Here is a 24021-nt window from a genome sequence, read left to right as displayed (position 1 = left end):
GTGCGATATGAAACGTGACGATCCCGCTGAAAGCACGTCGCAGGCCCATATCACCGACACGACGGCCGCCGCCGCGCCGACCAAGGCGCGCACGTCGCGGCGCGGCAAGGTCTCGATGCTTTCCGACGATCCCCTCTGGTACAAGGATGCAATCATCTATCAGGTGCACATCAAGTCGTTTTTCGATGCGAACAACGACGGTGTCGGCGATTTCCCAGGCCTGATCGCAAAGCTCGACTACATCGCGGAGCTCGGGGTCAGCGCGATCTGGCTGCTGCCGTTCTATCCGTCGCCGCGCCGCGACGACGGCTACGACATCGCCGACTACAGGAGCGTGCACCCCGACTACGGCTCGATCGGCGACGTCAAGCGCTTCATTCAGGAAGCGCACGCGCGCGGCCTGCGCGTGATCACCGAGCTCGTCATCAACCACACGTCCGATCAGCACCCGTGGTTCCAGCGCGCGAGGCGCGCGAAGCCCGGGTCGAATCATCGCAATTACTACGTGTGGTCCGACACGGACAAGAAGTACGAGAACACGCGCATCATCTTCATCGACACGGAGCCGTCGAACTGGACGCATGATCCCGTCGCGGGCCAGTACTACTGGCATCGCTTCTATTCGCACCAGCCTGATCTGAACTTCGACAACCCCGCTGTGATGCGCGAAGTGCTGCAGGTGATGCGCTTCTGGCTCGACATGGGCATCGACGGTCTGCGGCTCGATGCCGTGCCGTACCTCGTCGAGCGCGAAGGCACGAACAACGAGAACCTGCCGGAGACGCACGCGATCCTGAAGAAGATCCGCGCGACCATCGACGCCGAGTATCCGAACCGGATGCTGCTTGCCGAGGCGAACCAGTGGCCGGAAGACGTGCAGGAATATTTCGGCAATGAAGACGAATGCCATATGGCGTTCCACTTCCCGCTGATGCCGCGCATCTACATGGCGATCGCAAGCGAAGACCGCTTCCCGATCACGGACATCATGAAGCAGACGCCGGATCTCGATCCGTCGTGCCAATGGGCGATCTTCCTGCGCAATCACGATGAGCTGACGCTCGAAATGGTCACCGACTCCGAGCGCGACTACTTGTGGAACACCTATGCGAGCGACCGTCGCGCGCGCCTGAACCTCGGCATCCGCCGGCGTCTTGCGCCGTTGATGGAGCGCGACCGCCGCCGCATCGAGCTGATCAATTCGCTGCTGCTGTCGATGCCCGGCACGCCCGTGATCTATTACGGCGACGAACTCGGCATGGGCGACAACATCCACCTCGGCGACCGCGACGGCGTGCGCACGCCGATGCAATGGTCGTCGGACAGGAACGGCGGCTTCTCGCGCGCGGACCCCGAACAGCTCGTGCTGCCGCCCGTGATGGGCACGCTATACGGCTTCGACGCCGTCAACGTCGAAGCGCAGAGCCGCGACCCGCATTCGCTGCTCAACTGGACGCGCCGCATGCTGGCGACGCGCCGCGCGAAGCATTCGTTCGGGCGCGGCACGATCCGCTTCCTGAAACCGAGCAATCGCAAGATTCTCGCGTACCTGCGTGAAATGCCCGGCGAGGCGCCCATTCTGTGCGTCGCCAACCTGTCGCGCGCGCCGCAGGCGGTCGAGCTCGACCTCTCCGAATTCAACGGCGCCGTCCCTATCGAGATGACGGCGGATTCGGTGTTCCCCGCGATTGGCCAGTTGACCTATCTGCTGACGTTCCCGCCGTACGGCTTCCTGTGGTTCCTTCTTTGCGAAGGCGGAGGCCGTCCGACATGGAGCCAGCCGCCGTCCGAGCCGCTGCCCGATTTTGTGACCATCGTGATTCGCGAAGGGCAAACGGGCCCGACGCCTGAAAACGTGCGGCTGCTCGAATCGGAAGTGCTGCCTTCATGGCTCGGACGCCGCCGCTGGTTTGCGTCGAAGGATCAGAAGATGCACGCCGTGCGGCTCGCCGCGCTCACGACGATTCCCGAAGCAGGCTTCGCGTTCACCGAGATCGAAGCGGACGTCGGCAAACATACCGAACGTTATGTGCTGCCGATCGCGATCACATGGGGCACCGACACCACGACGCCGCTCTTCATGCAGCTCGCGCTCGCGCGCGTGCGGCGCGGACGCAATGTCGGCCACCTGACGGACGCGTTCTCGCTGCCGCAGTTCGCGTATGGCGTGCTGCGCAAGCTGCGCGCGCGCGCGGCCGTGCCGACCGTGCAGAAGAGCACGATCCACTTCATCCCGACCGACCGTTTCGCCGAGCTCGATCTCGGCGACCAGCCGGAAATCCGCTGGCTCGCCGCCGAGCAAAGCAACAGCTCGCTCGTGATCGCCGACAAGATCGTGTTGAAGCTCGTGCGGCGGCTGCTGAAGGGCATGCATCCGGAAGCCGAAATGAGCCGCTATCTGACGCAGCTCGGCTATGCGAACACCGCGCCGCTGTACGGCGAAGTCGTGCGCGTCGACCCGGAGGACGTGCCGCATACGCTGTGCATCCTGCAAGGCTTCGTCGACAACCAGGGGGATGCGTGGAACTGGGCGCTCGACACGCTGCGCCGTTCGATCGACGAGCTCGCGCTCCCTGTCGACGCCGCGGCCAGCGAGAATCAGGCGAACCAGGACCGCGTGGACGAGGAAGAAGCGATCGAAGGCTACGCGTCGTATATGGGCATCATCGGCAAGCGGCTCGGCGAGCTGCATGTGGCGCTCGCGACGCCGTCCGACAACCCCGCGTTCGATCCCGAGCCCGCCGACGGCAAGCACGTGCAGGCGTGGATCGACGGCACGCAGAAGCTGCTCGCCACGGCCCTCGAACTGCTCGAAAAGAATGTCGACCGGCTCGGCGAGGACGCGGCGCTGCTTGGCCGCAGCATTCTCGAGCGCAAGGACAAGCTGGTCGAAGCGGTATCGAATCTGGTGAAGCCGGACGCGCACGCGCTGCGCACGCGCATTCACGGCGACTTCCATCTGGGCCAGGTGCTCGTGTCGCAGGGCGACGCATTCCTGATCGACTTCGAGGGCGAGCCTGCGCGCGAACTCGAAGAGCGCCGCGCGAAGTCGAGCCCGTTGCGCGACGTGGCGGGCCTGCTGCGTTCGCTGTCGTACGCGAGCGCCGCCGCGCAATCGACGATGGAAGCCGCGCCGCAAATGACGGCCGATCGCAAGCGCGCGCTCTTCGAGCGCTTCCGCTTCGCGGCCGCCGAAACATTCCTCAACGAATATCGCGCGGCGACGGCGGCGGCATCGCAACCGCTCGTCGCGCCGGAACATGAACAGGCGCTGCTCGATCTGTTCCTGATCGAGAAGGCGGCCTACGAAATCCGCTATGAGGCGGCCAACCGGCCGGCATGGCTCAGCTTGCCGGTGCGCGGACTTGCCGCGCTGACGAGCCGCCTGCTCGGCGACACGGGCGCACCGCCGCAGTCCTCGGCAAGCGCCTCGGCGCCTCCAGCGGCATCAGAGGGTGACTATGAGTGAGCAAAGCAGCGTTCAACTGGAAGCCGCCGGCCTGCACCGGGTAGACCTCGATGCACTGGTCGATGCGCGGCATCACGATCCGTTCTCGCAGCTCGGCATGCATCAGACGGACGCCGGTCCTGTCGTGCGCGTGATGCTGCCGAACGCAGCGCGCGTATCGGTGATCGCGCGCGACGACGGCAGACTGCTCGGCGAACTGGAGCAACTGAGTCCCGTCGGCCTGTTCGCGGGACCCGTGAAAGAGGCGGTGCCGTATCGATTGCGTATCGACTGGCATGGCGCCGTTCAGGAGATCGAGGACACGTATTCGTTCGGCCCTGTGCTCGGCGACGAGCCGTTGCAGCGCGTCGCATGGGGCGATCCGTATGCGGTGCTCGAATGCCTCGGCTCGCGGCCGTACACGATGGACGGCGTGCCCGGCGTGCGCTTCGCCGTATGGGCGCCGAATGCGCGGCGCGTGTCGGTGGTGGGCGACTTCAATTCGTGGGACGGCCGCCGTCATCCGATGCGTCTGCGGCATCAGGCGGGCGTGTGGGAGCTGTTTGTGCCGCGCATCGGCGCGGGCACGCGCTACAAGTACGAGATGCTGACGAGCGACGGGCATCCGTTGCCGCTCAAGTCCGACCCTTGTGCGATGCAGACGGAGAAGCCGCCCGCGACGGCGTCCGTGGTCGCGCACGTCGATGAAGTCGAGCACTTTGCATGGACGGACGGCGACTGGATGCAGACACGCGCGGCAAAGCAGACCGCGCAATCCGCGATCTCGATCTATGAAGTGCACGCGGAATCGTGGCTGCGCATCGCGGAGGAAGGGCATCGCGGGCTGAACTGGTCCGAGCTTGCGGACCGCCTGATTCCGTACGCGAAGGAAATGGGCTTCACGCACATCGAGTTCATGCCGATCGCCGAGCATCCGTTCGGCGGATCGTGGGGTTATCAGCCTTTGTCGCAATTCGCGCCGTCGGCGCGCTTCGGCACGCCCGAGCAGTTCGCGGGCTTCGTGAACCGCGCGCACGAAGCGGGGCTCGGCGTGATTCTCGACTGGGTGCCCGCGCACTTTCCAAACGACTCGCATGGGCTCGTGCAATTCGACGGCACCGCACTCTACGAGCATTCCGATCCGCGCGAGGGCTATCACCAGGACTGGAACACGATGATCTACAACCTCGGCCGCAACGAGGTGAGCGCGTTCCTGATCGCATCGGCGCTGGCGTGGCTCAAGCGCTATCACGTCGATGGCTTGCGCGTGGATGCCGTCGCGTCGATGCTGTATCGCGACTACTCGCGCGCGGCGGGCGAATGGGTGCCGAATGTCTACGGCGGCCGCGAGAACCTCGAGTCGATTGCATTCCTGAAGCGGCTCAATCATGAAGTGCAGCACATGCCCGATGTGCACGGCGCGATCACGGTGGCGGAGGAATCGACGGCATGGCCGGGCGTGACGGCGCGCATCGACGATGGCGGGCTGGGCTTCCAGTTCAAGTGGAACATGGGGTGGATGCACGACACGCTGCATTACATGCACGAAGACCCCCTCCATCGACGGTGGCATCACCACAACATGACGTTCGCGATGGTGTACGCGTACTCCGAGAAGTTCGTGTTGCCGCTTTCGCACGACGAGGTCGTGCATGGCAAGGGCTCGTTGCTTGGCAAGATGCCCGGCGACCGCTGGCAGAAGTTCGCGAATCTGCGCGCGTACTTTGCGTTCATGTGGACGCATCCGGGCAAGAAGCTGATGTTCATGGGCGGCGAGTTCGGGCAGATGGCCGAGTTCGACCACGATGGATCGCCGCATTGGAATCTGCTCGACGATGAGTTGCATCATGGGGTGCAAAGACTCGTGCGAGACCTGAACCGGCTTTATCGCGAGGAGCCGGCTTTGCATTGGCTCGATTGCGAGCCGGGCGGATTCGAGTGGATAGTCGGCGACGACACGGAGAACTCCGTTTTTGCGTGGCGGCGCGTGGATGGGGCCGGACGAGAGCTGATCACGGTTTGCAACTTTACGCCGGTGCCGCGGCAGGGATACCGGGTTGGGATGCCCCGTCCGGGGCGCTGGATCGAGGTGGTGAATACGGATGCCGGGGTTTATGGCGGGTCGAATGTGGGCAACGCGGGTGTGATCTATACCGAGGAGGTGGCGGCGCATGGGCGGCCGCAGTCTGCTGCATTGGTGTTGCCGCCGTTGGGGACGATCGTGCTGAGGGCTGACTAAAGCGGTTCGTTCTTTGTCTGCGACGCTGGTGGTTGGGGTTTTGTTTTCCTTTGCCCTTGCGCGGGCATTCGCGATGCGGTGTGTTTTGCCGCTGTCGCTGGCATCCGCGATAGCGCCTCGCGGCGCGGACGTTGCCCCTGTGCGGGGCGGCACCTACTTTCTTTGCCGCGGCAAAGAAAGTAGGCAAAGAAAGCCGCTCACACCGCCAATGCTTGACGTCGATCCACGGGCTCGCAACGTCCCCGCACTTCGCATGGCAGCGTGCTTGCCGATGTTCGTAGCCAACCTATCTGGTAATTGCCTCACCCGCTTCATGCGCTCGCACAGCAGCTAGCCGCCCCTGATGGTTTAGTGCCCTGTGCGGCAAACCTATGTTGGCCGTCGCGCACTACAGGGCGGCGCCCGCACGGTGGTGGCGCATCGCGCAACAAAGGTGTTCTGATGGTGCGAATGCCTACATAAGTTTGCCGCACGGGGGCGGTGGATAGTCGAGGCCGTATTCTGCAACGCGGGGGCATGAAGCGATTGAGGCGTTCAATCAGTGCGCTGGCACGGACATGGACCAGCGCGTTGCCGTGAGAACAATGGGGATGTTGAGGGCCCGTGGGTAACGGTCAAGGGTTGGCGGTGTGAGCGGCTTTCTTTGCCTACTTTCTTTGCCGCGGCAAAGAAAGTAGGTGCCGCCCCGCACAGGGGCAACGCCTGCGCCGCGAGGCGCTATCGCGGATGCCAGCGATATCGGCAAAACGCACCGCTATCGCGGATGCCAGCGATATCGGCAAAACACACCGCATCGCGGATGTCCGCAATAACAGCAAAGCAAACCAATCCCAACAGCGTCGCAGACAAAAGGAAACCCATGTCTCACGTACTGCCAGATCGACTGTTGCCGGGCAACCCCTATCCGTTGGGTTCGAGCTGGGACGGACTCGGCGTGAACTTCGCCGTCTTCTCCGCGAACGCGCAGAGAATCGAGCTATGTCTCTTCGAGCCGACGGGCAGAAAAGAACTCAAACGCTATGCGCTGCCGGAATGCACCGACGAGGTCTGGCACGGCTATCTGCCTCATGCGCATCCCGGCACCGTCTACGCGTTGCGCGCCCACGGCCCCTATCAGCCGCAACACGGTCATCGCTTCAACCCGCACAAGCTTCTGCTCGACCCCTACGCGCGAAAACTCATCGGCCAGTTCCGATGGTCCGACGCGCTCTTCAGCTATCGCGTGCATTCGAACAGAATGGACCTGTCGATCGACAGGCGTGACTCGGCGCCCGCGATGCCGAAATGCGTCGTCATCGACGAAGCCTTCGACTGGTCCCACGACAGGCGCCCCGACGTGCCGTGGAGTGAAACCGTCATCTACGAAACCCACGTGCGCGGCGCGTCGATGCTGCGCAAAGACCTGCGCACGCCAGAACGCGGCACCTTCGCCGCGCTCGCGTCGCCGGAGTTCATCGAACATCTGCTCAAGCTGGGTGTCACCGCTGTCGAACTGCTGCCCGTTCACGCGTTTCTCAACGACCGCTTTCTCGTCGAACGCGGGCTGCGCAACTACTGGGGCTACAACACGGCCGCATTCTTCGCGCCGGAGCCGTCGTATCTGTCGGCGCACCGGCTCGACGAAATGCGCATCGCCGTCCGTCAACTGCACGCGGCGGGAATCGAGGTGATACTCGACGTCGTCTACAACCACACGTGCGAAGGCAATGAAATGGGCCCCACCGTATCGTGGCGCGGACTCGACAATGCCAGCTACTACCGCCTCATTCCAGGCGACGAACGTCATCACATCAACGACACCGGCTGCGGCAACACGCTCAACCTGCCCCATCCGCGCGTGCTGCAAATGGTGATGGACTCGCTGCGCTACTGGTCGACGGCGTTCAATATCGATGGCTTTCGTTTCGATCTCGGCGTCACGCTCGGACGCGAGCATTCCGGTTTCGATCCGGGCTCGGGCTTTTTCGACGCGTTGCGCCAGGACCCGATCCTGTCGCAGCGCAAGCTGATCTCGGAGCCCTGGGACATCGGCCCCGGCGGCTATCAGCTCGGCAATCATCCGCCCGGCATCAGCGAATGGAACGACCGTTTCCGCGATTCCGTGCGGCGCTTCTGGCGCGGCGACGCCGGCATGCGGCCCGATCTCGCCGCGCGCCTGACGGGATCGGCGGATCTCTTCAACCGGCGTTTTCGCAAGCCGACGGCGTCCGTCAATTTCGTCACGTCGCACGACGGCTTCACGCTCGCCGATCTCGTCTCATACTCGCACAAGCACAACGAGGTGAACGGCGAACACAACAACGACGGCCACAACGAAAACTTCAGCTCAAACTGGGGCGTGGAAGGTCCAACCGACGAGCCCGCAATCGCCGAAAAGCGCGAGCGCGTCTCGCGCGCGCTGATCGCGACGCTCTTCATCGCACTGGGCACGCCGATGATGCTCGCCGGCGACGAAATGGGCCGCACCCAGCGCGGCAACAACAACGCCTATTGCCAGGATAACGAAATTTCCTGGCTAGATTGGGAACGTGCCACGCTCCCACACGGACGCAAAATGACTATGTTCTTCGCGCGCATCATCGCTTTGCGAAAACGGCATCCGTTGCTGCGCGAAAACCGTTTCCTGTTCGGCGACCGCGAGGTGCTGCCCGGCCTCTACGACGTCGGCTGGTTCGACACGCACGGCGAAGCGCTGACCATCGAAGCCTGGCAAGACCCCGAAGGCCGCGCGTTCACGCTCAGGCGCGCGGGCACGGGTCTGAACGGAGAAACGGAAGTATTGTTGATGATGTTGAACGCATCGGCGGCGGCGCTGCGCTTCACGCCGCCGCCGCCGCACCTGGAATGGCATGTGCTGCTGGATACGGCGAATCCCGACGCGCCGCCCGAGCCGTTCGCCGCGCCCGAACTGCAAGTCGCCGCGCACAGCATGGTCGTGATCGCGGCGCAGCCGACGGGCGACGCGGACTGGCAGGCAAGCTGGCGCGCGGGTGCGCAGTACGGTCCGCGCCTGCTGACGGCGCTGCCGCCGGACCCGGGCACGTCGATGCCGGAGCCCGAGGACTCCGGCGGCGAGCACCCGTAGGCGACGGCTGGAAAGCTCAATGCCGGAAGCACACTAACCCATGACGATGGCGCGCGGCAGTGCGCCAGACAGCATGTCGATGAATGGTGACCATCATGCATGAACGTCCGATCGACCCTCACGCGCATCATCACGCGCACTGCCTGCCGTTCAGCGCGCAGCTGCTCGGCGCGGCGAGCGCGAAGCCGCGCACGCGCTTCCGGCTGTGGGCGCCGTCGTGCGCGAAGGTGCAGGCGGTCATCGAGAACGGTCCCGCTCAAGGCGCGCACGAGATGAGCGCGACGGGCAACGGCTGGTTCGAGACGGAAGTCGAATGCGGCGCGGGCACGCTGTACCGCTACAAGCTCGACGGCGCGCTGTTGATACCCGACCCCGCGTCGCGCTTCCAGCCGCAGGACGTGCACGGCCCGAGCGAAGTGATCGACCCGCGCGCGTATGCGTGGCAGCAAACGCACTGGTGCGGCCGGCCGTGGGAAGAGACGGTGCTGTACGAATTGCATGTCGGCGCGCTGGGCGGCTATGCGGGCGTCACGAAGCGGCTGCCCGCCATCGCCGCGCTCGGCGCGACGGCCATCGAGCTGATGCCGCTCAACGATTTTCCGGGCACGCGCAACTGGGGCTACGACGGCGTGCTTCCGTATGCGCCCGACTCCGCATACGGGCGCCCCGAAGACCTGAAGGCGCTGATCGACGCAGCGCACGGTCTCGGTCTTGCCGTCTTTCTCGACGTCGTCTACAACCACTTCGGCCCGGACGGCAACTATCTGCATCAGTATGCAAAGCCCTTTTTCCGCGAGGGCACGCATACGCCGTGGGGCCCCGCCATCGACTTCGAGCGCAGCGAAGTGAGCGAGTTCTTCTGCGACAACGCGCTCTACTGGCTCAACGAATACCGCTTCGACGGCTTGCGCCTCGACGCCGTGCATGCAATCGACAACGACACGTGGCTGCGCCGTTTTGCCGATCACGTCCGCGCACATGTGCAGCATGGGCGTCACGTGCATCTGGTGCTGGAAAACGAGCGCAATACGGCGAGCCTGCTCGACGGGCATTTCACCGCGCAATGGAACGACGACGCGCACAACACGCTGCACGTGCTGCTGACGGGCGAGCATGAAGGCTATTACGCGGCCTACGCCGACCAGCCGATTCAACGTCTTGCGCGGATACTCGTCAGCGGCTTCGGCTATCAGGGCGATCCGTCGCCGATCCACGACGGCGCGCCGCGCGGCGAGCCGAGCGGCCATCTGCCGCCCACGTCGTTCGTGATGTTTTTGCAGAACCACGATCAAATCGGCAATCGCGCGATGGGCGAGCGTTTGCGCGGGTTGTGCAGCGACGAAGCGCTGCTTGCCGCGACGGGCCTGTTGCTGCTTTCGCCGCAGATTCCGCTGCTGTTCATGGACGAAGAGTACGGCTCGAAGCAGCCCTTCCTCTTTTTCACCGACTACAGCGGTGATCTCGCGGACGCCGTGCGTGAAGGGCGCCGCAAGGAATTCGCGCGCTTTTCCGCCTTCGCCGACGAGAAGCGCCGCGCGCTGATTCCCGATCCGAACGATGCGCAGACGCTCGTGGCATCATCGCCGCCTGCCGAACGGCACAACGACACGCCCGAAGAGCGCGAAGCGCTCGAATGGATGCACTTCTATAAATCCGCGCTCGCCGTGCGCGCGAAGCTGATCGCGCCGCGGCTCGCGCGCGCGAAGGCGCTCGGCTCGACAGTGCTGAAGCGACGCGCCGATGAGGACGCCAATGCGCTCGTCGCGCGCTGGAAACTCGACGACGGCGAAACGCTCTCGATCGTGCTCCACCTCGGCGATGAACCCGTGAAGCTCGACGACAGACCGGCGGGCAAAGTGATCTTCGAAACGCCGCCGCGCGTGCGCGACCGCGTCGATGCGGGCGAACTGCCGCCGAATGCGTTCGTCGCGTGGCTCACGGGCGACATCAGCGAGTACGCGGTCGGCCACGACGCGCGCAAGCACACCGACGCAACCGAGGAGTGACGCGTGGCCACCACCCGACGCCCCGGCATTCCCATCGACACCCTCGCCGCGCGCGCAGGCTTCGAAGTCGAATGGGAAGACGCACATCGCCGCAAGCAACGCGTGCCCGACAGCACGCTCTCCGCGCTGCTCGAACGCATGGGCCTGCCGTGCGGGAACGCCACGCAGATCCGCCAGAGCGCGGCAGCGCTCGAAGCCGAGCTGTCCGGGCGCAAGCTGCCGCCGCTGATGACGGTCGAATGCGGGCGCGGCATCGCGCTGCCCGCGGCTGCCGTCAAGTCGGGCAGCCATTACCGGATCGAACTGGAGAGCGGCTCGCTGATCGACGGCCGCTTCACCGCGCCCAAAGGCGAAGCGGCGCTGCTCTCGCCCATCGACGAACCCGGCTATCACACGCTCCTGCTCAACGATCACCGGATGACGCTCGCCGTCGCGCCCGCGCGCAGCTACACCGTCGCCGACGCGTGGCGCGCGATGCGCGGCGGCGACGCCAAACCGCCGCCGCTGTGGGGCATCGCGGCGCAGATCTATGGCTTGCGCCGCGTCGGCGACGGCGGCATCGGCGATTACACCGCGCTGACCACGCTCGCGATCGAAAGCGCGAAACGCGGCGCGCACGCGCTCGCGATCAGCCCGGCCCACGCGATGTTCAGCGCGTTGCCGCAATCCTTCAGCCCGTATTCGCCGTCGTCGCGTTTGTGGCTGAACGTCACGCATATCGACCCCGCCGCCGCATTCGGCGCGCAGGCGGCGCAGGCCGCGCTTGACGCGGCAGACGCCAGGCAAGCATGGGCGCAACTCGAAACGCTGCCGCTGATCGACTGGAAGACGGCGACGCCGTTGAAGCTCAAGGTGCTGCGCGTGCTGTTCGAACGCTTCTGCGCGAACGACCGCGCGCAGGACTCGCCGCGCGCGGTCGAATTCCACGGCTTTTGCGAGCGAGGCGGCCGCGCGCTCGAAGATCACGCGCGTTTCGAAGCTCTGCACGCGCATCAGTTGCGCGAAAGCGGCGAAGGCTACTGGCGCAAGTGGCCCGAGCCGCTGCGTGACCCGCGCAGCCCGCAGGTCGAAGCTTTCGCGAACGAGCACCGGCACGAAGTCGAGTTTCATCTGTTCCTGCAATGGCTCGCCGCGAAGGGTCTGTCGCACGCGCAACATGCATCGCGCGACGCGGGCATGGCCGTCGGCCTGATCGCGGATCTCGCCGTCGGTTGCGATAGCGCGGGCAGTCACGCGTGGTCGTACCGGGACGACATGCTGCATGGCGTGTCCGTCGGCGCGCCGCCCGACCTGTTCAACCAGGCGGGCCAGTCGTGGGGGCTCACCACGTTCTCGCCGCGCGCGATGCGCAACCAGGGCTTCTCGGCGTTCATCGACATGCTGCGCGCCGCGTTCGCCTACGCTGGCGGCATCCGCATCGATCACATCCTCGGGCTGCGCCGCCTGTGGCTCGTGCCCGAAGGCGAGCCCGCGAAAAACGGCGCGTATCTGCGCTATCCGCTCGAGGACATGCTGCGGCTGATCGCGCTCGAATCGTGGCGGCATCGCGCGATCGTGATCGGCGAGGATCTCGGCACCGTGCCGCCGGGCTTTCGCGAGCGGCTCACGGAGCACGGCCTCGCGGGCATCCGCGTGCTGTGGTTCGAGCGCACGAAGGACGGCAAAGGCTTCATGCCGCCCGCCGAATGGGACCGCAACGCCGTCGCCACGACGACCACGCATGACCTGCCCACCGTCACGGGCTGGTGGCGCGGCGAGGATATCGTGTGGCGCAACCGCGTCGGCCAGACGGCCGCGCGCGCCGACGGCCGCGACCCCGTCGCGCTCGCGCAGGCCGAGCGCGCGGAAGACCGCGCCGCGCTGTGGCAGGCATTCCAGCGGGCGGGCGTCGCCGCGCGCGACGTCGAGCCGCCGCCGCCCGACGATGCGCCCGTCGATGAAGCACTGGCGTTCGTCGCCATCACGCCGTCGCCGCTCGTCACGTATCCGCTCGAAGATCTGCTCGGCCTCGCGGATCAGCCGAATCTGCCCGGCTCGATCGACGAGCATCCGAACTGGCGCCGCCGTGTGAAACAGCCCGTCGACGCGCTGTTCGCCGATCAAACGTTTTGCGATCGTCTGCTCGCGATCGAGCAGGCGCGCACCGACTCAACCTCCGCATCTTCGTTGTCCGACACACCATGACCGTTCCGCGCGCCACGCTCAGACTCCAGTTCCATCGCGGCTTCACCTTCGACGATGCGCTCGCGCACGTCGACTATTTCGCCGCGCTCGGCGTGAGTCATCTGTACGCTTCGCCGATCACGACGGCCACGCCGGGCTCGATGCACGGCTACGACACCATCGACTACAGCCAGGTCAGCGCCGAATGCGGCGGCGAGACGGGCCTGCGACGCCTCACCGACAAGCTGCACGAGCTCGGCATGGGCCTGATCGTCGATATCGTGCCGAATCACATGGGCGTGAGCACGCACAACGCATGGTGGCAGGACATCCTCGAATGGGGGCGGCACAGCGCGTTTGCGCGTTACTTCGACGTCGACTGGCACTCGCCCGACCCCGCGTTGCGCGGCAAGGTGCTGATGCCCGTGCTCGGCGCGACGTACGGCGACGAGCTGGCCGCGGGACGCATCGCGCTGCGCTTCGATGCCGATAGCGGGCGCTTCAGCATCGTCTATGGGGAGCACGCGTGCCCCGTGTGCCCGATCGATTACGCGGCGATCTTGCAGTCGGCGGATCGCGCGGATCTGAGCGCGCTCGCCGAGCGCTTCGCGCACGTCACGACGCAGCCCGCCGATCATCCGCGCGCCGCCGAAGGCCGCGAGGCGCTGTGCGAGTTCGTGCAGCACAACGGCCTATCGGCGATCGAGTTCGTGCTCGAAGCGTACTCGCCCAATGAGCCCGTCACGCGCGACCGGCTGCACCGGCTGATCGAGCGGCAGCATTTCCGGCTCGCGTGGTGGCGCACGGCATCCGACGAAGTGAACTGGCGGCGCTTCTTCGATATCAGCACGCTCGCGGCCGTGCGCGTCGAGCGCCCCGAAGTGTTCGACGCCGCGCATGCGCTGATCTTCCGCCTCTATGCGCAGGGCGTGATCGACGGCGTGCGCGTCGATCATGTCGATGGGCTCGCGGAGCCGCGCGAGTACACGCAGCGGCTGCGCCAGCGGCTGTCGGAACTGCGCGAGGGTGCAACGCCATATATCGTCGTCGAGAAGATACTCGCACGCGGCGAGGCGCTGCGCGACGACTGGCCCGTCGACGGCACGACGGGTTATGACTTCATGAACGACGTTGGCGCGCTGCTGCACGATCCGGCGGGCGCCGAGCCGCTCGCGGACACATGGGCGGAACTGAGCGGCCGCCCCGCGCACTTCGCCGACGAAGCGCTGCGCGCGCGCCGGCAGATTCTCGCGGAAAATCTGCCGGCGGAACTGGACCGCGCCGCGCGCGCGCTACATCGCATTGCACGCGACAGCATCACGACGCGCGATTACACGTACACCGCGATCCGCCGCGTCGTCAACGAGCTTGCCGCGCAATTTCCCGTCTATCGCATCTACCCGCAAAACGGCCTGCGCAGCGCGGCCGACAACGTGTATTTCGACATCGCGCTCGATGCCGCGAAGAACGCGCTGTCGCGCTCCGATCTCGGCGTGCTGGCGCGCGTCGATGCGTGGCTCGGCAGCGGCGCGGACGAAAACGGCAACGGGCGCAGCGCATCATTCCAGCAAGGGCAGCATCAAGGCAACAACGCCGGCGGGTTCAACCACGCAACGTCGGCGCGCCGCACAGTGCAGACGCTGTTCTCGCAACTGACGGCGCCCGTCGCCGCCAAGGCCATCGAAGACACGGCCTGCTATCGCTATGGACGCCTGCTGTCGCGCTGCGAAGTGGGCGCTGACCCGGGCGAGTTCGCGCTGTCGGTCGAGCAGTTTCACGCGGGCAATCAAGAGCGCGCGCGGCGCTTTCCTCACGCGATGCTGGCGACGGCGACGCACGATCACAAACGCGGCGAGGACACGCGCGCGCGGCTTGCCGTGCTGAGCGAAATCGCCGACGACTGGATCGCGACGCTGCGCGCATGGACGACGCTGAACACGCCGCACCGGCGCACGCCCCGCGGCGACGCAAACGATTGGGCGCCCGGCCCGGCCGCCGAAGCGATGCTGTATCAGACGCTGGCAGGCTGCTGGCCGCCCGGCCTGTCGCCCGACGACGAGGCGGGCGTGAAGGCGCTTGCCGAACGCGTCGCGCAATGGCAATTGAAAGCGCTGCGCGAAGCGAAGCTGCGCACGACATGGCTCGCGCCCGACGAAGCGTTCGAGAACGGCTGCCGCGAATTTCTGTTCGACATTCTGGCGCCGCAGCGGCGCGACGGCTTCCTGCGCGAGCTGAGCGAGTTCGTGGCGCGCATCGGCCGCGCGGGCGCCGTGAACAGCTTGCAGCAGACGGTGCTGCGTCTCGCGTCGCCCGGCGTGCCCGATCTGTATCAGGGCACCGAGCTATGGGATTTCAGCCTCGTCGATCCCGACAACCGCAGGCCCGTCGATTTCGCGCGGCGCGCGGCGCTGCTCGCCGAAACGCCGCCTTCCGACTACCTCGCGAGCTGGCGCGACGGCCGCGTGAAGCTCGCGATCATCCAGCGCATGCTCGCGCTGCGCTTGCAGATGCCGGAGCTGCTGAGCAAGGGCAGCTATCTGCCCCTCACGGTGCAAGGCCGGCACGCCGAACGCGTGATCGCGTTCGCGCGGCGACATGGCAATAGCTGGGCGGTGGTCGTGGCGACGCGGCTATCGATGGCGCTGCTCGACGGCAACGGCGACCTGCCGCTCGTCGACGCCATCAGCTGGGACGATACGGCCGTGCTGATGCCTGAAGAACTGTTCGGGCGCGCGCTGTTCGACTGGCTGAGTCCGGGCGCGCCGAAGGTGGAAGATACGGGGCGGCTCTATCTGCGCGATGCGCTGGCGGCGATGCCCGTCGCGGTGCTGGTCGAGGACGGCGTGCCGCGCGTGTGACGTTCAACCGCCTTCGTCGTCGAATACCTTCGGGTACACGCGCACCAGCACGATGCGCGGCCCCTTCATCTTCTTGACGACCACGTCGAAGCGGTCGAAATCCACGCGCTGCCCTTCTTCCGGCAGATCGCCAAGCGCGTTGATCACAAGGCCGCCGACCGATTCGGCGCTGCCTTCGTCGATGTCGATACCGAGGGCGCGCTCCAGCGACACGACGGGCAAGCTGCCCTTGCCCATCAGCGTGCCATCGTCCATGCGGGTCCAGTCGGCGTCGCCCTGGCGGAACTCGTCGTGAATCTGGCCGACGAGCGCGCCCAGCAGATTGTCGAGCGTCAGAAAGCCTATTGGCTTCGCATTCTTGCGGCCGACCAGCGCAAGATGCGGCGCGCCCTTGCGAAAGCGCCGGAACAGTTCGAGCGCGGGCATGTCAGGCTTCACATACTGCACGGGACGCACGTAGTGTGACAGGTCGTCGAGCGTGCTGCCCGCGTGACGCGCAAGCAGCAGGTCCTTCAGGTGGATCGTGCCCGCGACGCGATCGCCCGTTGCGTCTTCCAGCAACGGGTAACGGCTGAAACGATGGCGCGCGACGATCTGCATGTTGTCGCGCCAAGGCAGATCGCGGCGCAGGCTCACGAGTTCATGCGCGGGACGCATCAGGTCGGACACCGTCATGCGGGAAAAGTCGAGCGAATGGGCAATCGTATTCCATTCGTCCTGCGAATAGGCGTCCTTCGAGCCGTCGAGTTCGTTTGCGACGCTGCCGCGCCGGCCGCGCAGGATCAGCTTGAGTTCTTCCGTCGAGTAATGCGTGTCGCCGCCGTGATCGGCCGCGAGGCCCGCGATGCGCAGCACGGCATTCGCGCTCGTGTTGAGCACCCAGATGGCGGGATACATCGCCCAATAGAACCCGTAGAGCGGCATCGCGACCCATAGCGAAATCTGCTCGGACTGGCGGATCGCAAGCGACTTCGGCGCCAGTTCACCAACGACGATATGCAGAAACGAAATGCACGAGAACGCGAAGAACAGCGAGATGCCGTGCATCAGTTTCTCGTTGCCGATGCCGAGCAGATGGAACACCGGATTGAGCAGCTCGGCGAAAGCGGGCTCGCCGATCCAGCCGAGTCCCAGCGACGCGAGCGTAATGCCGAGCTGGCAGGCCGACAGGTATGCATCGAGCCTGCCGTGCACCTTCGCGAGCAGCTTGCCGCGCACGCCGTGCTTCTCCGCGAGCGTCTGCACGCGTGTCTGCCGCAGCTTCACGAGACCGAATTCGGCGGCAACAAAGAAACCGTTGAGAGCGACGAGCAACAACGCGCCAATGAGGGCGACGACCTGGATCAAAGCGAAGGACTCCGGCAACAAAAGCCGTCAGTATAGAGCGCGAAAGGCGCGTGAAAGAGGCGAGCGCGCATGACCTGGCCATCCGGCCAGGTCATGCGCCTGCGCTGACATCTGTGGATGCAGCCGTTCATGCACCCGAAAGCGGCACGCGCAACCTGAGGGTCGCCGGCTGGCCGTCCGCCCATTCGCCTTGTTCGAATGCGCCGTCGTGCGCTTCCGCGACGCGCTTGCACAGTCCGAGCACCCACGAAATGCGGCTCGCCTCGCGCGCATGTGTCGCTTGTGCGCGAGCGAAGTTCTCGAGCACATGGGGCAGCGCGGGGTCCGTCAGCGCGGCAGGCGAAGGCCGGTACGTGACGGTCGTCTGGAACATCGATGCGTCGACGCTGGCATCCACCGTGACCGTTGCGCCGCTCGCGCTCGCTTCGACGGCGAATATGACGAGCAGCCACAACGCAGCGGCGAGACGCTCGCGGTCGCCGTCGAGCTGCTGCGAATCGAGCGACGAACGGGGCTCGATCGTGACATCGCGGCGCGCCGCGAGCGCCTCACGCGCGTCGCCGATCGTTTCGTCCAGCAATGGACGCAGCGCGAACGGCGCGCTCTCCAGTACGAGCGTCCTTGTTTCTGCGCGCGTCGTATCGACGATCGATTCGAGCAGCTTCACCTGCTGGTCGACGCCGTTGCGAATGCCTTCGAGCGCGCGCTGCGCGGTGGCGTCGGTCGCATCGATCTTGCGCTCGAGCACGTACGCCCAACTATGAATGGCATTCAGCGGACTGCGCAGATCGTGCGAAACCAGCGACAGCACATGGTCGCGCATGAACAGCGCGGCTTCCGCGCAGCGCCGCGCAGTGCGCTCGGTGACGGCATGCATCCCCTCGTTGCTGCCGGAAGAAGACGGGTTGGACGTAGTCACGATCGACATCCTCGTTGGCGGTTCATCGGTTGATTGCAGTCCGATCATTATAGGCATGGCCGTTCGGCCAATCTTCGCGACAGCACGACAACACGCCTACAATAGCGGTTTCGAACGATTACAAGGAGCTTCGCATGACCACTGTCACCACTGCCTCGGGCCTCAAGTATGAAGACTTGACGGAAGGCACCGGCGCGGAAGCAAAAGCCGGGCAAACCGTCAGCGTGCACTACACTGGCTGGCTGACGGACGGCCAGAAGTTCGATTCGAGCAAGGACCGCAACGACCCGTTCGCGTTCGTTCTGGGCGGCGGCATGGTCATCAAGGGCTGGGACGAAGGCGTGCAGGGCATGAAGGTCGGCGGCGTGCGCAAGCTCACCATTCCGCCGCAACTCGGCTACGGCGTGCGCGGCGCAGGCGGCGTGATTCCGCCTAACGCGACACTCGTGTTCGAAGTCGAATTGCTCGGCGTCTGAGCGTTTCTGCGTTTTTGATCTGAACGCCGCATGGGCCACGCCATCATCGAAACGCCCAAAGTCTCCCTGCGCCGCTACGACGCTGTGGAAGCCTCGGACGTACACGACTTTCATCAGATCGTGCTCGGCCTGGACGGGTCGATGGTAATGGCCGTGGACGGCGTCGCACACCAGATCGATCGCACGTCCGCGTGGCTCGTTCCGGCTGGCTCGCGGCATGACTACGCGGGCGTCGGCGAGAACCGGCAGCTCGTGCTCGACTTGCCCGCGTCGTCGGTTGCCGTGCCGCAGCGTCTGTTCGACCGGGCGCGCGCCGTCACGATCGACTCGTCGCTCACGCAACTGGTCACGCATGTCGCGGGCCGCGCAGCGGGTGATATCGATGGTGACGCCGCATGGCGGCACTTCAACTGGGACGCGGCCGCGCGTCTATGCGCGGCGATCGTCGAAGACACGGGCATCGCGTATGCTGCGCCGGACGCGGGCCTCGACTTCGCGCGCATCGACGCCTGGCTGCGCACGCATCTGTCCGAGCCGCTGCGCATCGCGGACCTTGCCGCGCATTGCGGCTTCGGCATGCGGCGCTTTCATCAGTTGTTCATCGAGGCGTTTGGCGAAACGCCGCATCGCTATCTGCAGCGTTTGAGGCTGGACACGTCCGTCACGCTGCTCGCCCATCCGGAACGTTCATTGACGGATGTGGCGCTAGCAGTCGGCTTCGGCGACCAGAGCGCGTACACCCATGCGTTCACGCGGCGCTTCGGGATGGCGCCCGGACAGTGGCGCGCGCTGCTGCACTGATTTCTTCGTGACAAACCGGGCGATGCGCAGGCACGCCCGGTTTTTCTCTTCCAAACGGTCAGCCCGACAGACCGCGAGCCAGATCGTCACGAATGTCGCTGGCATTCTCCAGGCCAACCGCGACGCGGATCAAACCTTCCGTAATGCCCGCTGCCGCGCGCGCTTCGGGTGTGATGCGGCCGTGCGTCGTCGTCGCGGGATGCGTGATCGTCGTGCGGGTGTCGCCGAGGTTGCCGGTGATCGAGCAGATCTTCGTGCTGTCAATCACGCGCCATGCGTTCGCGCGCATCTGTTCGGGCGTGTCGCCCTTCAGTTCGAACGAAACGATCGCGCCGCCCGCCTTCTGCTGACGCTTGGCGATCTCATACTGCGGATGCGATTCGAGGCCCGGATAGAACACGCGGTTCACGGCCGGATGCGTATCTAGCCAGCGCGCGATTTCGAGCGCATTCGCCGACTGGCGCTCGACGCGCAGCGACAGCGTCTCCATGCCCTTCAGCAGAATCCACGCGTTGAACGCGGACAGCGTCGGGCCCGCGCTGCGCACGAACGGGAACACCTTTTCCATGATGAACTGCTTCGAGCCGACCAGCGCGCCGCCCAGCACGCGGCCCTGGCCGTCGAGAAACTTGGTCGCCGAATGCATCACGACATCGGCGCCGAGCTTCAGCGGCTGTTGCAGCGCGGGGCTGCAAAAACAGTTGTCGACGACGAACAGCGCATTCGCGGACTTCGCGACCTTGCTGATCGCTTCGATATCGGCGATCTCGGTCAGCGGATTCGACGGCGTTTCGAGGAAAAACATCTTCGTCTCGGGTCGCACCGCGCTTTTCCATGCATCGAGATCCGTCGGATCGACGAAAGTCGTCGTGATGCCGAACTTGCTGAAGATCTGCGAGAACATGCCGAGCGTCGAACCGAACAGGCTCTGCGAGCTGACGAGATGATCGCCCGCCTGCATCGCCGACATCACCACCGACATGATCGCCGCCATCCCCGACGCCGTCGCCATGCACGCCTCGCCACCTTCGAGCGCCGCGAGACGTTCCTGGAACATCGTGACCGTCGGGTTCGTGAAGCGCGAGTACGTGTAATAGTCTTCGGAATTCTTAAAGCGCTCGGCGGCTTCTGCGGCATTCGCAAAGACAAAGCTCGACGTCAGAAAAAGCGCCTCGGAATGCTCGCCGAAATCGCTTCGCAACGTGCCCGAGCGGACTGCGAGAGTGTCGAAGTTGAGGGAGTCGTCCATGTTCGTTCTGTTCCGTTTTTTCATGCGGCACACGTTTTCCACCGAGGTTCACGCGCGCGAGAGCAACAAAAAAGCCCGCTTTGCGTCGGCATAAGCGGGCTTCGTGTGCGGGGATGCTGTGAGCGTCGATGGCTGTATTGCTGCCCCACCGTTCGCTTTAGCTGTTTTGGGTTTCCCCGCGTCCGCAAGCTGAGATCAAATCGACGCAAGCCCCGATAGTAACACTGCGCTCCGCCTTATGGGCCGAAACGCGGCGCGCATGCGTCGATGACTTCAGGCTCGCGCGCCCGGGCAGCGCCATTACACCGACAGTTGCAGATGCAGCTGCGAACGCGCGGCGCCGCCATCCATCGCTTCGCTCGCCGCATCGCGGTCCGATTGCGCGGACGGCGCGAGGCGTGCCGTTTCGATGCGGTCGAGGTATTCCGTCGTCACGTCGCCGGTGATGTAGTTGCCGTCGAAGCACGACGCCTCGAAGTCCTTCAGCGCCGGGTTGATGTCGTGCACGGCTTTTTTCAGCGCATCGACGTCCTGATAGACGAGGAAATCGGCGCCGATCAGACGTGCGACTTCTTCGTCCGAGCGGCCGTGCGCGACGAGTTCGCTGCGCGTCGGCATGTCGATGCCGTAGACGTTCGGGAACTTCACGGGCGGCGCCGCCGACGCGAAGATCACCTTGCTCGCGCCCGCATCGCGCGCCATCTGCACGATTTCATGCGAGGTCGTGCCGCGCACGATGGAATCGTCGACGATCAGCACGTTCTTGCCCTTGAACTCGATGCCCATCGCGTTCAGCTTCTGGCGCACCGATTTCTTGCGCACCGCTTGCCCCGGCATGATGAACGTGCGGCCCACGTAGCGGTTCTTGAAGAAGCCTTCGCGGTATTCGACGCCCAGCTTCGCTGCCACCTGCATCGCCGCCGGACGCGACGAATCGGGAATCGGCATCACGACGTCGATCTTCACGTCCTTCGGCAGCTCGCGCAGGATCTTCTCGGCCAGATAGTCGCCCATGCGCAGACGCGCGTTATAGACGGGCACGCCGTCGAGCACGGAATCGGGACGCGCCAGATACACGAGTTCGAAGATGCAGGGGTTCAGGCTCGGGTTCGTCGCGCATTGCTGCGCGTGGAAATTGCCTTCGAAGTCGATGAAGACGGCTTCACCCGGCGCGACGTCGCGCACGAACTCGAAGCCGATGCCCTCCAGCGCCACCGATTCCGACGCCAGCATCCATTCCGTACCCGACGCCGTTTCCTGCTTGCCGATGCAAAGCGGACGGATGCCGAACGGGTCGCGGAAACCGAGCAGGCCATAACCGGAGATCAGCGAGACGATCGCGTACGAGCCGCGCACCCGACGATGCACGCCCGACACGGCCTTGAACAGCGCAGCGGGATCGAGCTGAAGGCCCGAGCTTGCCGTCTGCACTTCGTGCGCGAGCACGTTCAGCATCACTTCGGTGTCGGAATTCGTGTTGATGTGGCGGCGATCGACGCGGAACATCTCGTCTTTCAGCTGCTGCCAGTTAGTCAGGTTGCCGTTGTGCGCGAGGATGATGCCGAACGGCGCGTTCACGTAAAACGGCTGGGCTTCTTCTTCGCTCGACGCGGAACCCGCCGTCGGGTAACGCACCTGGCCGATGCCGCTAGTGCCGGGCAGGCTGCGCATGTTGCGCGTGCGGAACACGTCGCGCACCATGCCGTTGGCCTTGTGCATGTGGAAAGTATTGCCGTTCGCCGTAGCGATGCCGGCTGCGTCCTGACCGCGGTGCTGCAGGAGCAGCAGGCTGTCATAGATCAGCTGGTTGACCGGGGATTGGGAAACTACGCCTACGATGCCGCACATGGCATGTCCTTCAAAGGGTACGAAATTCGATCAGTGACGGCTGCCGGGGAGGCGGCCGCGCGTGCCGTGGTCCTGCCTGCTTCCCCATCGGCCCGCCGTGTTCGTCGCCTTCGTCCCTTGCGTGCAACGCGATCGTTACACGTGGACGTAGGCGGCGAGCGTTTCGGGAAGCAGCGGCTTCAACTCTCGCACGCCCTGCTCGGCGTAAGGCCGCAGCAGCGCGTCGCGCCAGAATTCCTGTTTGGGCAATTCGGTCAAGCCGGCGAGGGCGACCAGAATCAGCACCAGTATGACCCCGCGTACGAGGCCGAACATCAGTCCAAGCGAGCGGTCGACACCGCCCAGGCCGGACACCTGCACCAGCCGGCTCAACAGCGCATTCGCCACGCTCGCCACCAGCATCACGCCGACGACGATGATCGCGAACGCGATCAGCCACTGCGTCAATGCGCCGCCCGGCAAGTTCGCCGGAATGAACGGCACCAGCAGGCCGACAAAGCGCGCCGCGACCAGAAACGCGACGATCCAGCCGATCAGCCCGAACACCTCGGACAGAAAGCCGCGCCACGTTCCGCGCAGCGCCGACAGGCCGATCACCGCCATTACAGCGTAGTCGAACGCGGTGAACATCGCCGGATTACTGCGCCGCGCCGTTGTTCGCACCCGACGTCAGTCCCGCCTCGCGCACCTTCGCGATTGCCGCCGACGCCGCCGCGCGGTCCGCGAACGGACCAGCACGCAACAGGGTACGCGAGGAGCCGTCAGCCTGCTTGCGGCGCTCCGTATATGCGGGCACGCCCGCCGCTTTCAACTTGGTCGCCCACGAGTGCGCACTCGAATCGTCCTGGAACGAGCCTAGCTGAACCGCGAAACGGTTGCCGGGAGGCGCCGCGGGCGTGCCCGTTTCGGTGCCGGAGGCGGCTGCCTGCGTGGATTCGGCGGCTGCGGGTTTCTGGTCGGGTTTTGCCGTAGGTTTCGATTCAGCTTGCGGTTTCGCTGCGGGCTTCGCAGCGGGGCTGGTTGTCTGAGCCGCTGCGTTGTTTGCGACGACGGCGGGCACGTGCGGCTTCGCGGGCGTCATGGCGATCGGCGCGCTCCTGCTGTCGCCCTGCGCCGCGACGGCACCGGATGCTGCCGTCCCCGACGCAGCGGCGAGGCTCGAAGCCGCCAGCGCGGCGTCCGGCGCGGCCGGATTGTCGGGCGCCACGCCTGCTTGCGTGTCGGCGTCGTCCGCGGCCGCGCGCTGCTTGGGCGCCGGGCGGCTCGGAATGTCGACAGAGATGTCGTCCGTGACGGGCTTCGGATGCGAATCGAGCACCATTGGCAGAATCACGACGGCGGCTATAACCAGCGCGATTGCGCCGACGAGGCGGCGTCGCGCCCGCTGCTTTTCAGGAAGCGTGGGATCGAGCAGCATCGCGTCGGCGTCGCCGGAACGGTCGGTGCGGCGGCTGCGCCTGTCGACCCGCTCCGCGCGTTCAGCGCGCTCGGCACGGCTACCGCGACTGGAACTGGAGTTTGCGCCGCGCCGGGAAGGTGCGTCGTCTTTCTTGCCGAACGAGAAAATACCCATGAATGGCTT

Annotated in this window: 14 protein-coding genes; 8 read left to right on the top strand and 6 right to left on the bottom strand. The window is 65.4% G+C overall.

The genetic code is table 11. The features are described from left to right. Positions 1–7 precede the first annotated feature (7 nt). The 6 genes from treS (at position 8) to treY (ending at position 15799) form a co-directional block, all read left to right on the top strand. Positions 8–3469: a maltose alpha-D-glucosyltransferase gene (treS, locus tag J8I87_RS20685; protein ID WP_209933662.1), complete on the top strand. Its 3462-nt coding sequence runs from the start codon at positions 8–10 to the stop codon at positions 3467–3469. Then, positions 3462–5687: a 1,4-alpha-glucan branching protein GlgB gene (gene glgB, locus J8I87_RS20680; RefSeq protein ID WP_209933661.1), complete on the top strand. Its 2226-nt coding sequence runs from the start codon at positions 3462–3464 to the stop codon at positions 5685–5687. The genes treS and glgB overlap by 8 nt, the downstream gene beginning before the upstream one ends. Positions 5688–6546: 859 nt before the next feature. Continuing rightward, entirely contained in the window at positions 6547–8772 is a 2226-nt protein-coding gene (gene glgX / locus J8I87_RS20675; protein WP_209933660.1) for a glycogen debranching protein GlgX, read from the top strand. A gap of 95 nt (positions 8773–8867) precedes the next feature. Next, positions 8868–10778: a malto-oligosyltrehalose trehalohydrolase gene (gene treZ, locus J8I87_RS20670; protein WP_209933659.1), complete on the top strand. Its 1911-nt coding sequence runs from the start codon at positions 8868–8870 to the stop codon at positions 10776–10778. 3 nt (positions 10779–10781) lie between these two features. Then, on the top strand, positions 10782–12962 hold the full coding sequence (malQ, locus tag J8I87_RS20665) for a 4-alpha-glucanotransferase (protein WP_209933658.1): 2181 nt from the start codon (positions 10782–10784) through the stop codon (positions 12960–12962). Continuing rightward, on the top strand, positions 12959–15799 hold the full coding sequence (gene treY / locus J8I87_RS20660) for a malto-oligosyltrehalose synthase (protein WP_209933656.1): 2841 nt from the start codon (positions 12959–12961) through the stop codon (positions 15797–15799). The genes malQ and treY overlap by 4 nt, the downstream gene beginning before the upstream one ends. A gap of 3 nt (positions 15800–15802) precedes the next feature. Here the strand turns inward: treY and J8I87_RS20655 are convergent, their stop codons facing one another. Then, positions 15803–17146, bottom strand: a complete 1344-nt coding sequence (locus tag J8I87_RS20655) for a hemolysin family protein (protein WP_209933655.1) — start codon at positions 17144–17146, stop codon at positions 15803–15805. A gap of 127 nt (positions 17147–17273) precedes the next feature. Continuing rightward, positions 17274–18074 carry a sensor histidine kinase KdpD gene (locus J8I87_RS20650; RefSeq protein WP_209933654.1) on the bottom strand — a complete coding sequence of 267 codons (801 nt, stop codon included), beginning with the start codon at positions 18072–18074 and terminating at the stop codon, positions 17274–17276. Between the two features lie 125 nt (positions 18075–18199). Here J8I87_RS20650 and J8I87_RS20645 point away from each other — a divergent pair, with 125 nt between their 5' ends. After that, complete coding sequence (locus J8I87_RS20645) at positions 18200–18541, top strand: FKBP-type peptidyl-prolyl cis-trans isomerase (RefSeq protein ID WP_180731751.1); 342 nt, start codon at positions 18200–18202, stop codon at positions 18539–18541. Positions 18542–18571: 30 nt separating this feature from the next. Next, positions 18572–19342 (top strand): AraC family transcriptional regulator, encoded by a 771-nt coding sequence (locus tag J8I87_RS20640; RefSeq protein ID WP_209933653.1) that lies wholly within the window; start codon positions 18572–18574, stop codon positions 19340–19342. Between the two features lie 58 nt (positions 19343–19400). Here J8I87_RS20640 and J8I87_RS20635 read toward each other — a convergent pair whose 3' ends face one another. From J8I87_RS20635 to J8I87_RS20620, 4 genes are all read right to left on the bottom strand, one after another. Beyond that, the gene (locus tag J8I87_RS20635; RefSeq protein ID WP_209933652.1) at positions 19401–20591 is read right to left on the bottom strand and encodes an O-succinylhomoserine sulfhydrylase; all 1191 of its coding nucleotides are present in this window, start codon (positions 20589–20591) and stop codon (positions 19401–19403) included. 300 nt (positions 20592–20891) lie between these two features. Further along, positions 20892–22439, bottom strand: coding sequence for an amidophosphoribosyltransferase (purF, locus tag J8I87_RS20630; protein WP_209933651.1), 1548 nt, complete (start codon positions 22437–22439; stop codon positions 20892–20894). Between the two features lie 135 nt (positions 22440–22574). Further along, positions 22575–23069, bottom strand: a complete 495-nt coding sequence (locus J8I87_RS20625; protein WP_209933649.1) for a CvpA family protein — start codon at positions 23067–23069, stop codon at positions 22575–22577. A 7-nt stretch (positions 23070–23076) separates the two neighbouring features. Further along, complete coding sequence (locus J8I87_RS20620) at positions 23077–24012, bottom strand: SPOR domain-containing protein (protein WP_209933648.1); 936 nt, start codon at positions 24010–24012, stop codon at positions 23077–23079. Positions 24013–24021 lie beyond the last annotated feature (9 nt).

The sequence above is a fragment of the Paraburkholderia sp. LEh10 genome, from assembly GCF_017814945.1.
Taxonomy (GTDB): Bacteria; Pseudomonadota; Gammaproteobacteria; order Burkholderiales; family Burkholderiaceae; genus Paraburkholderia.
Note: the sequence above shows the minus strand (reverse complement) of the source record. Positions and strands in the feature narration are given on the sequence as shown.

Coding starts and splice junctions, on each gene's coding strand:
- treS (WP_209933662.1), top strand. CDS start 8: ATGAAACGTGACGATCCCGCTGAAAGCACGTCGCAGGCCCATATCACC.
- glgB (WP_209933661.1), top strand. CDS start 3,462: ATGAGTGAGCAAAGCAGCGTTCAACTGGAAGCCGCCGGCCTGCACCGG.
- glgX (WP_209933660.1), top strand. CDS start 6,547: ATGTCTCACGTACTGCCAGATCGACTGTTGCCGGGCAACCCCTATCCG.
- treZ (WP_209933659.1), top strand. CDS start 8,868: ATGCATGAACGTCCGATCGACCCTCACGCGCATCATCACGCGCACTGC.
- treY (WP_209933656.1), top strand. CDS start 12,959: ATGACCGTTCCGCGCGCCACGCTCAGACTCCAGTTCCATCGCGGCTTC.
- J8I87_RS20650 (WP_209933654.1), bottom strand. CDS start 18,074: ATGTCGATCGTGACTACGTCCAACCCGTCTTCTTCCGGCAGCAACGAG.
- J8I87_RS20645 (WP_180731751.1), top strand. CDS start 18,200: ATGACCACTGTCACCACTGCCTCGGGCCTCAAGTATGAAGACTTGACG.
- J8I87_RS20640 (WP_209933653.1), top strand. CDS start 18,572: ATGGGCCACGCCATCATCGAAACGCCCAAAGTCTCCCTGCGCCGCTAC.
- J8I87_RS20635 (WP_209933652.1), bottom strand. CDS start 20,591: ATGGACGACTCCCTCAACTTCGACACTCTCGCAGTCCGCTCGGGCACG.
- purF (WP_209933651.1), bottom strand. CDS start 22,439: ATGTGCGGCATCGTAGGCGTAGTTTCCCAATCCCCGGTCAACCAGCTG.
- J8I87_RS20625 (WP_209933649.1), bottom strand. CDS start 23,069: ATGTTCACCGCGTTCGACTACGCTGTAATGGCGGTGATCGGCCTGTCG.
- J8I87_RS20620 (WP_209933648.1), bottom strand. CDS start 24,012: ATGGGTATTTTCTCGTTCGGCAAGAAAGACGACGCACCTTCCCGGCGC.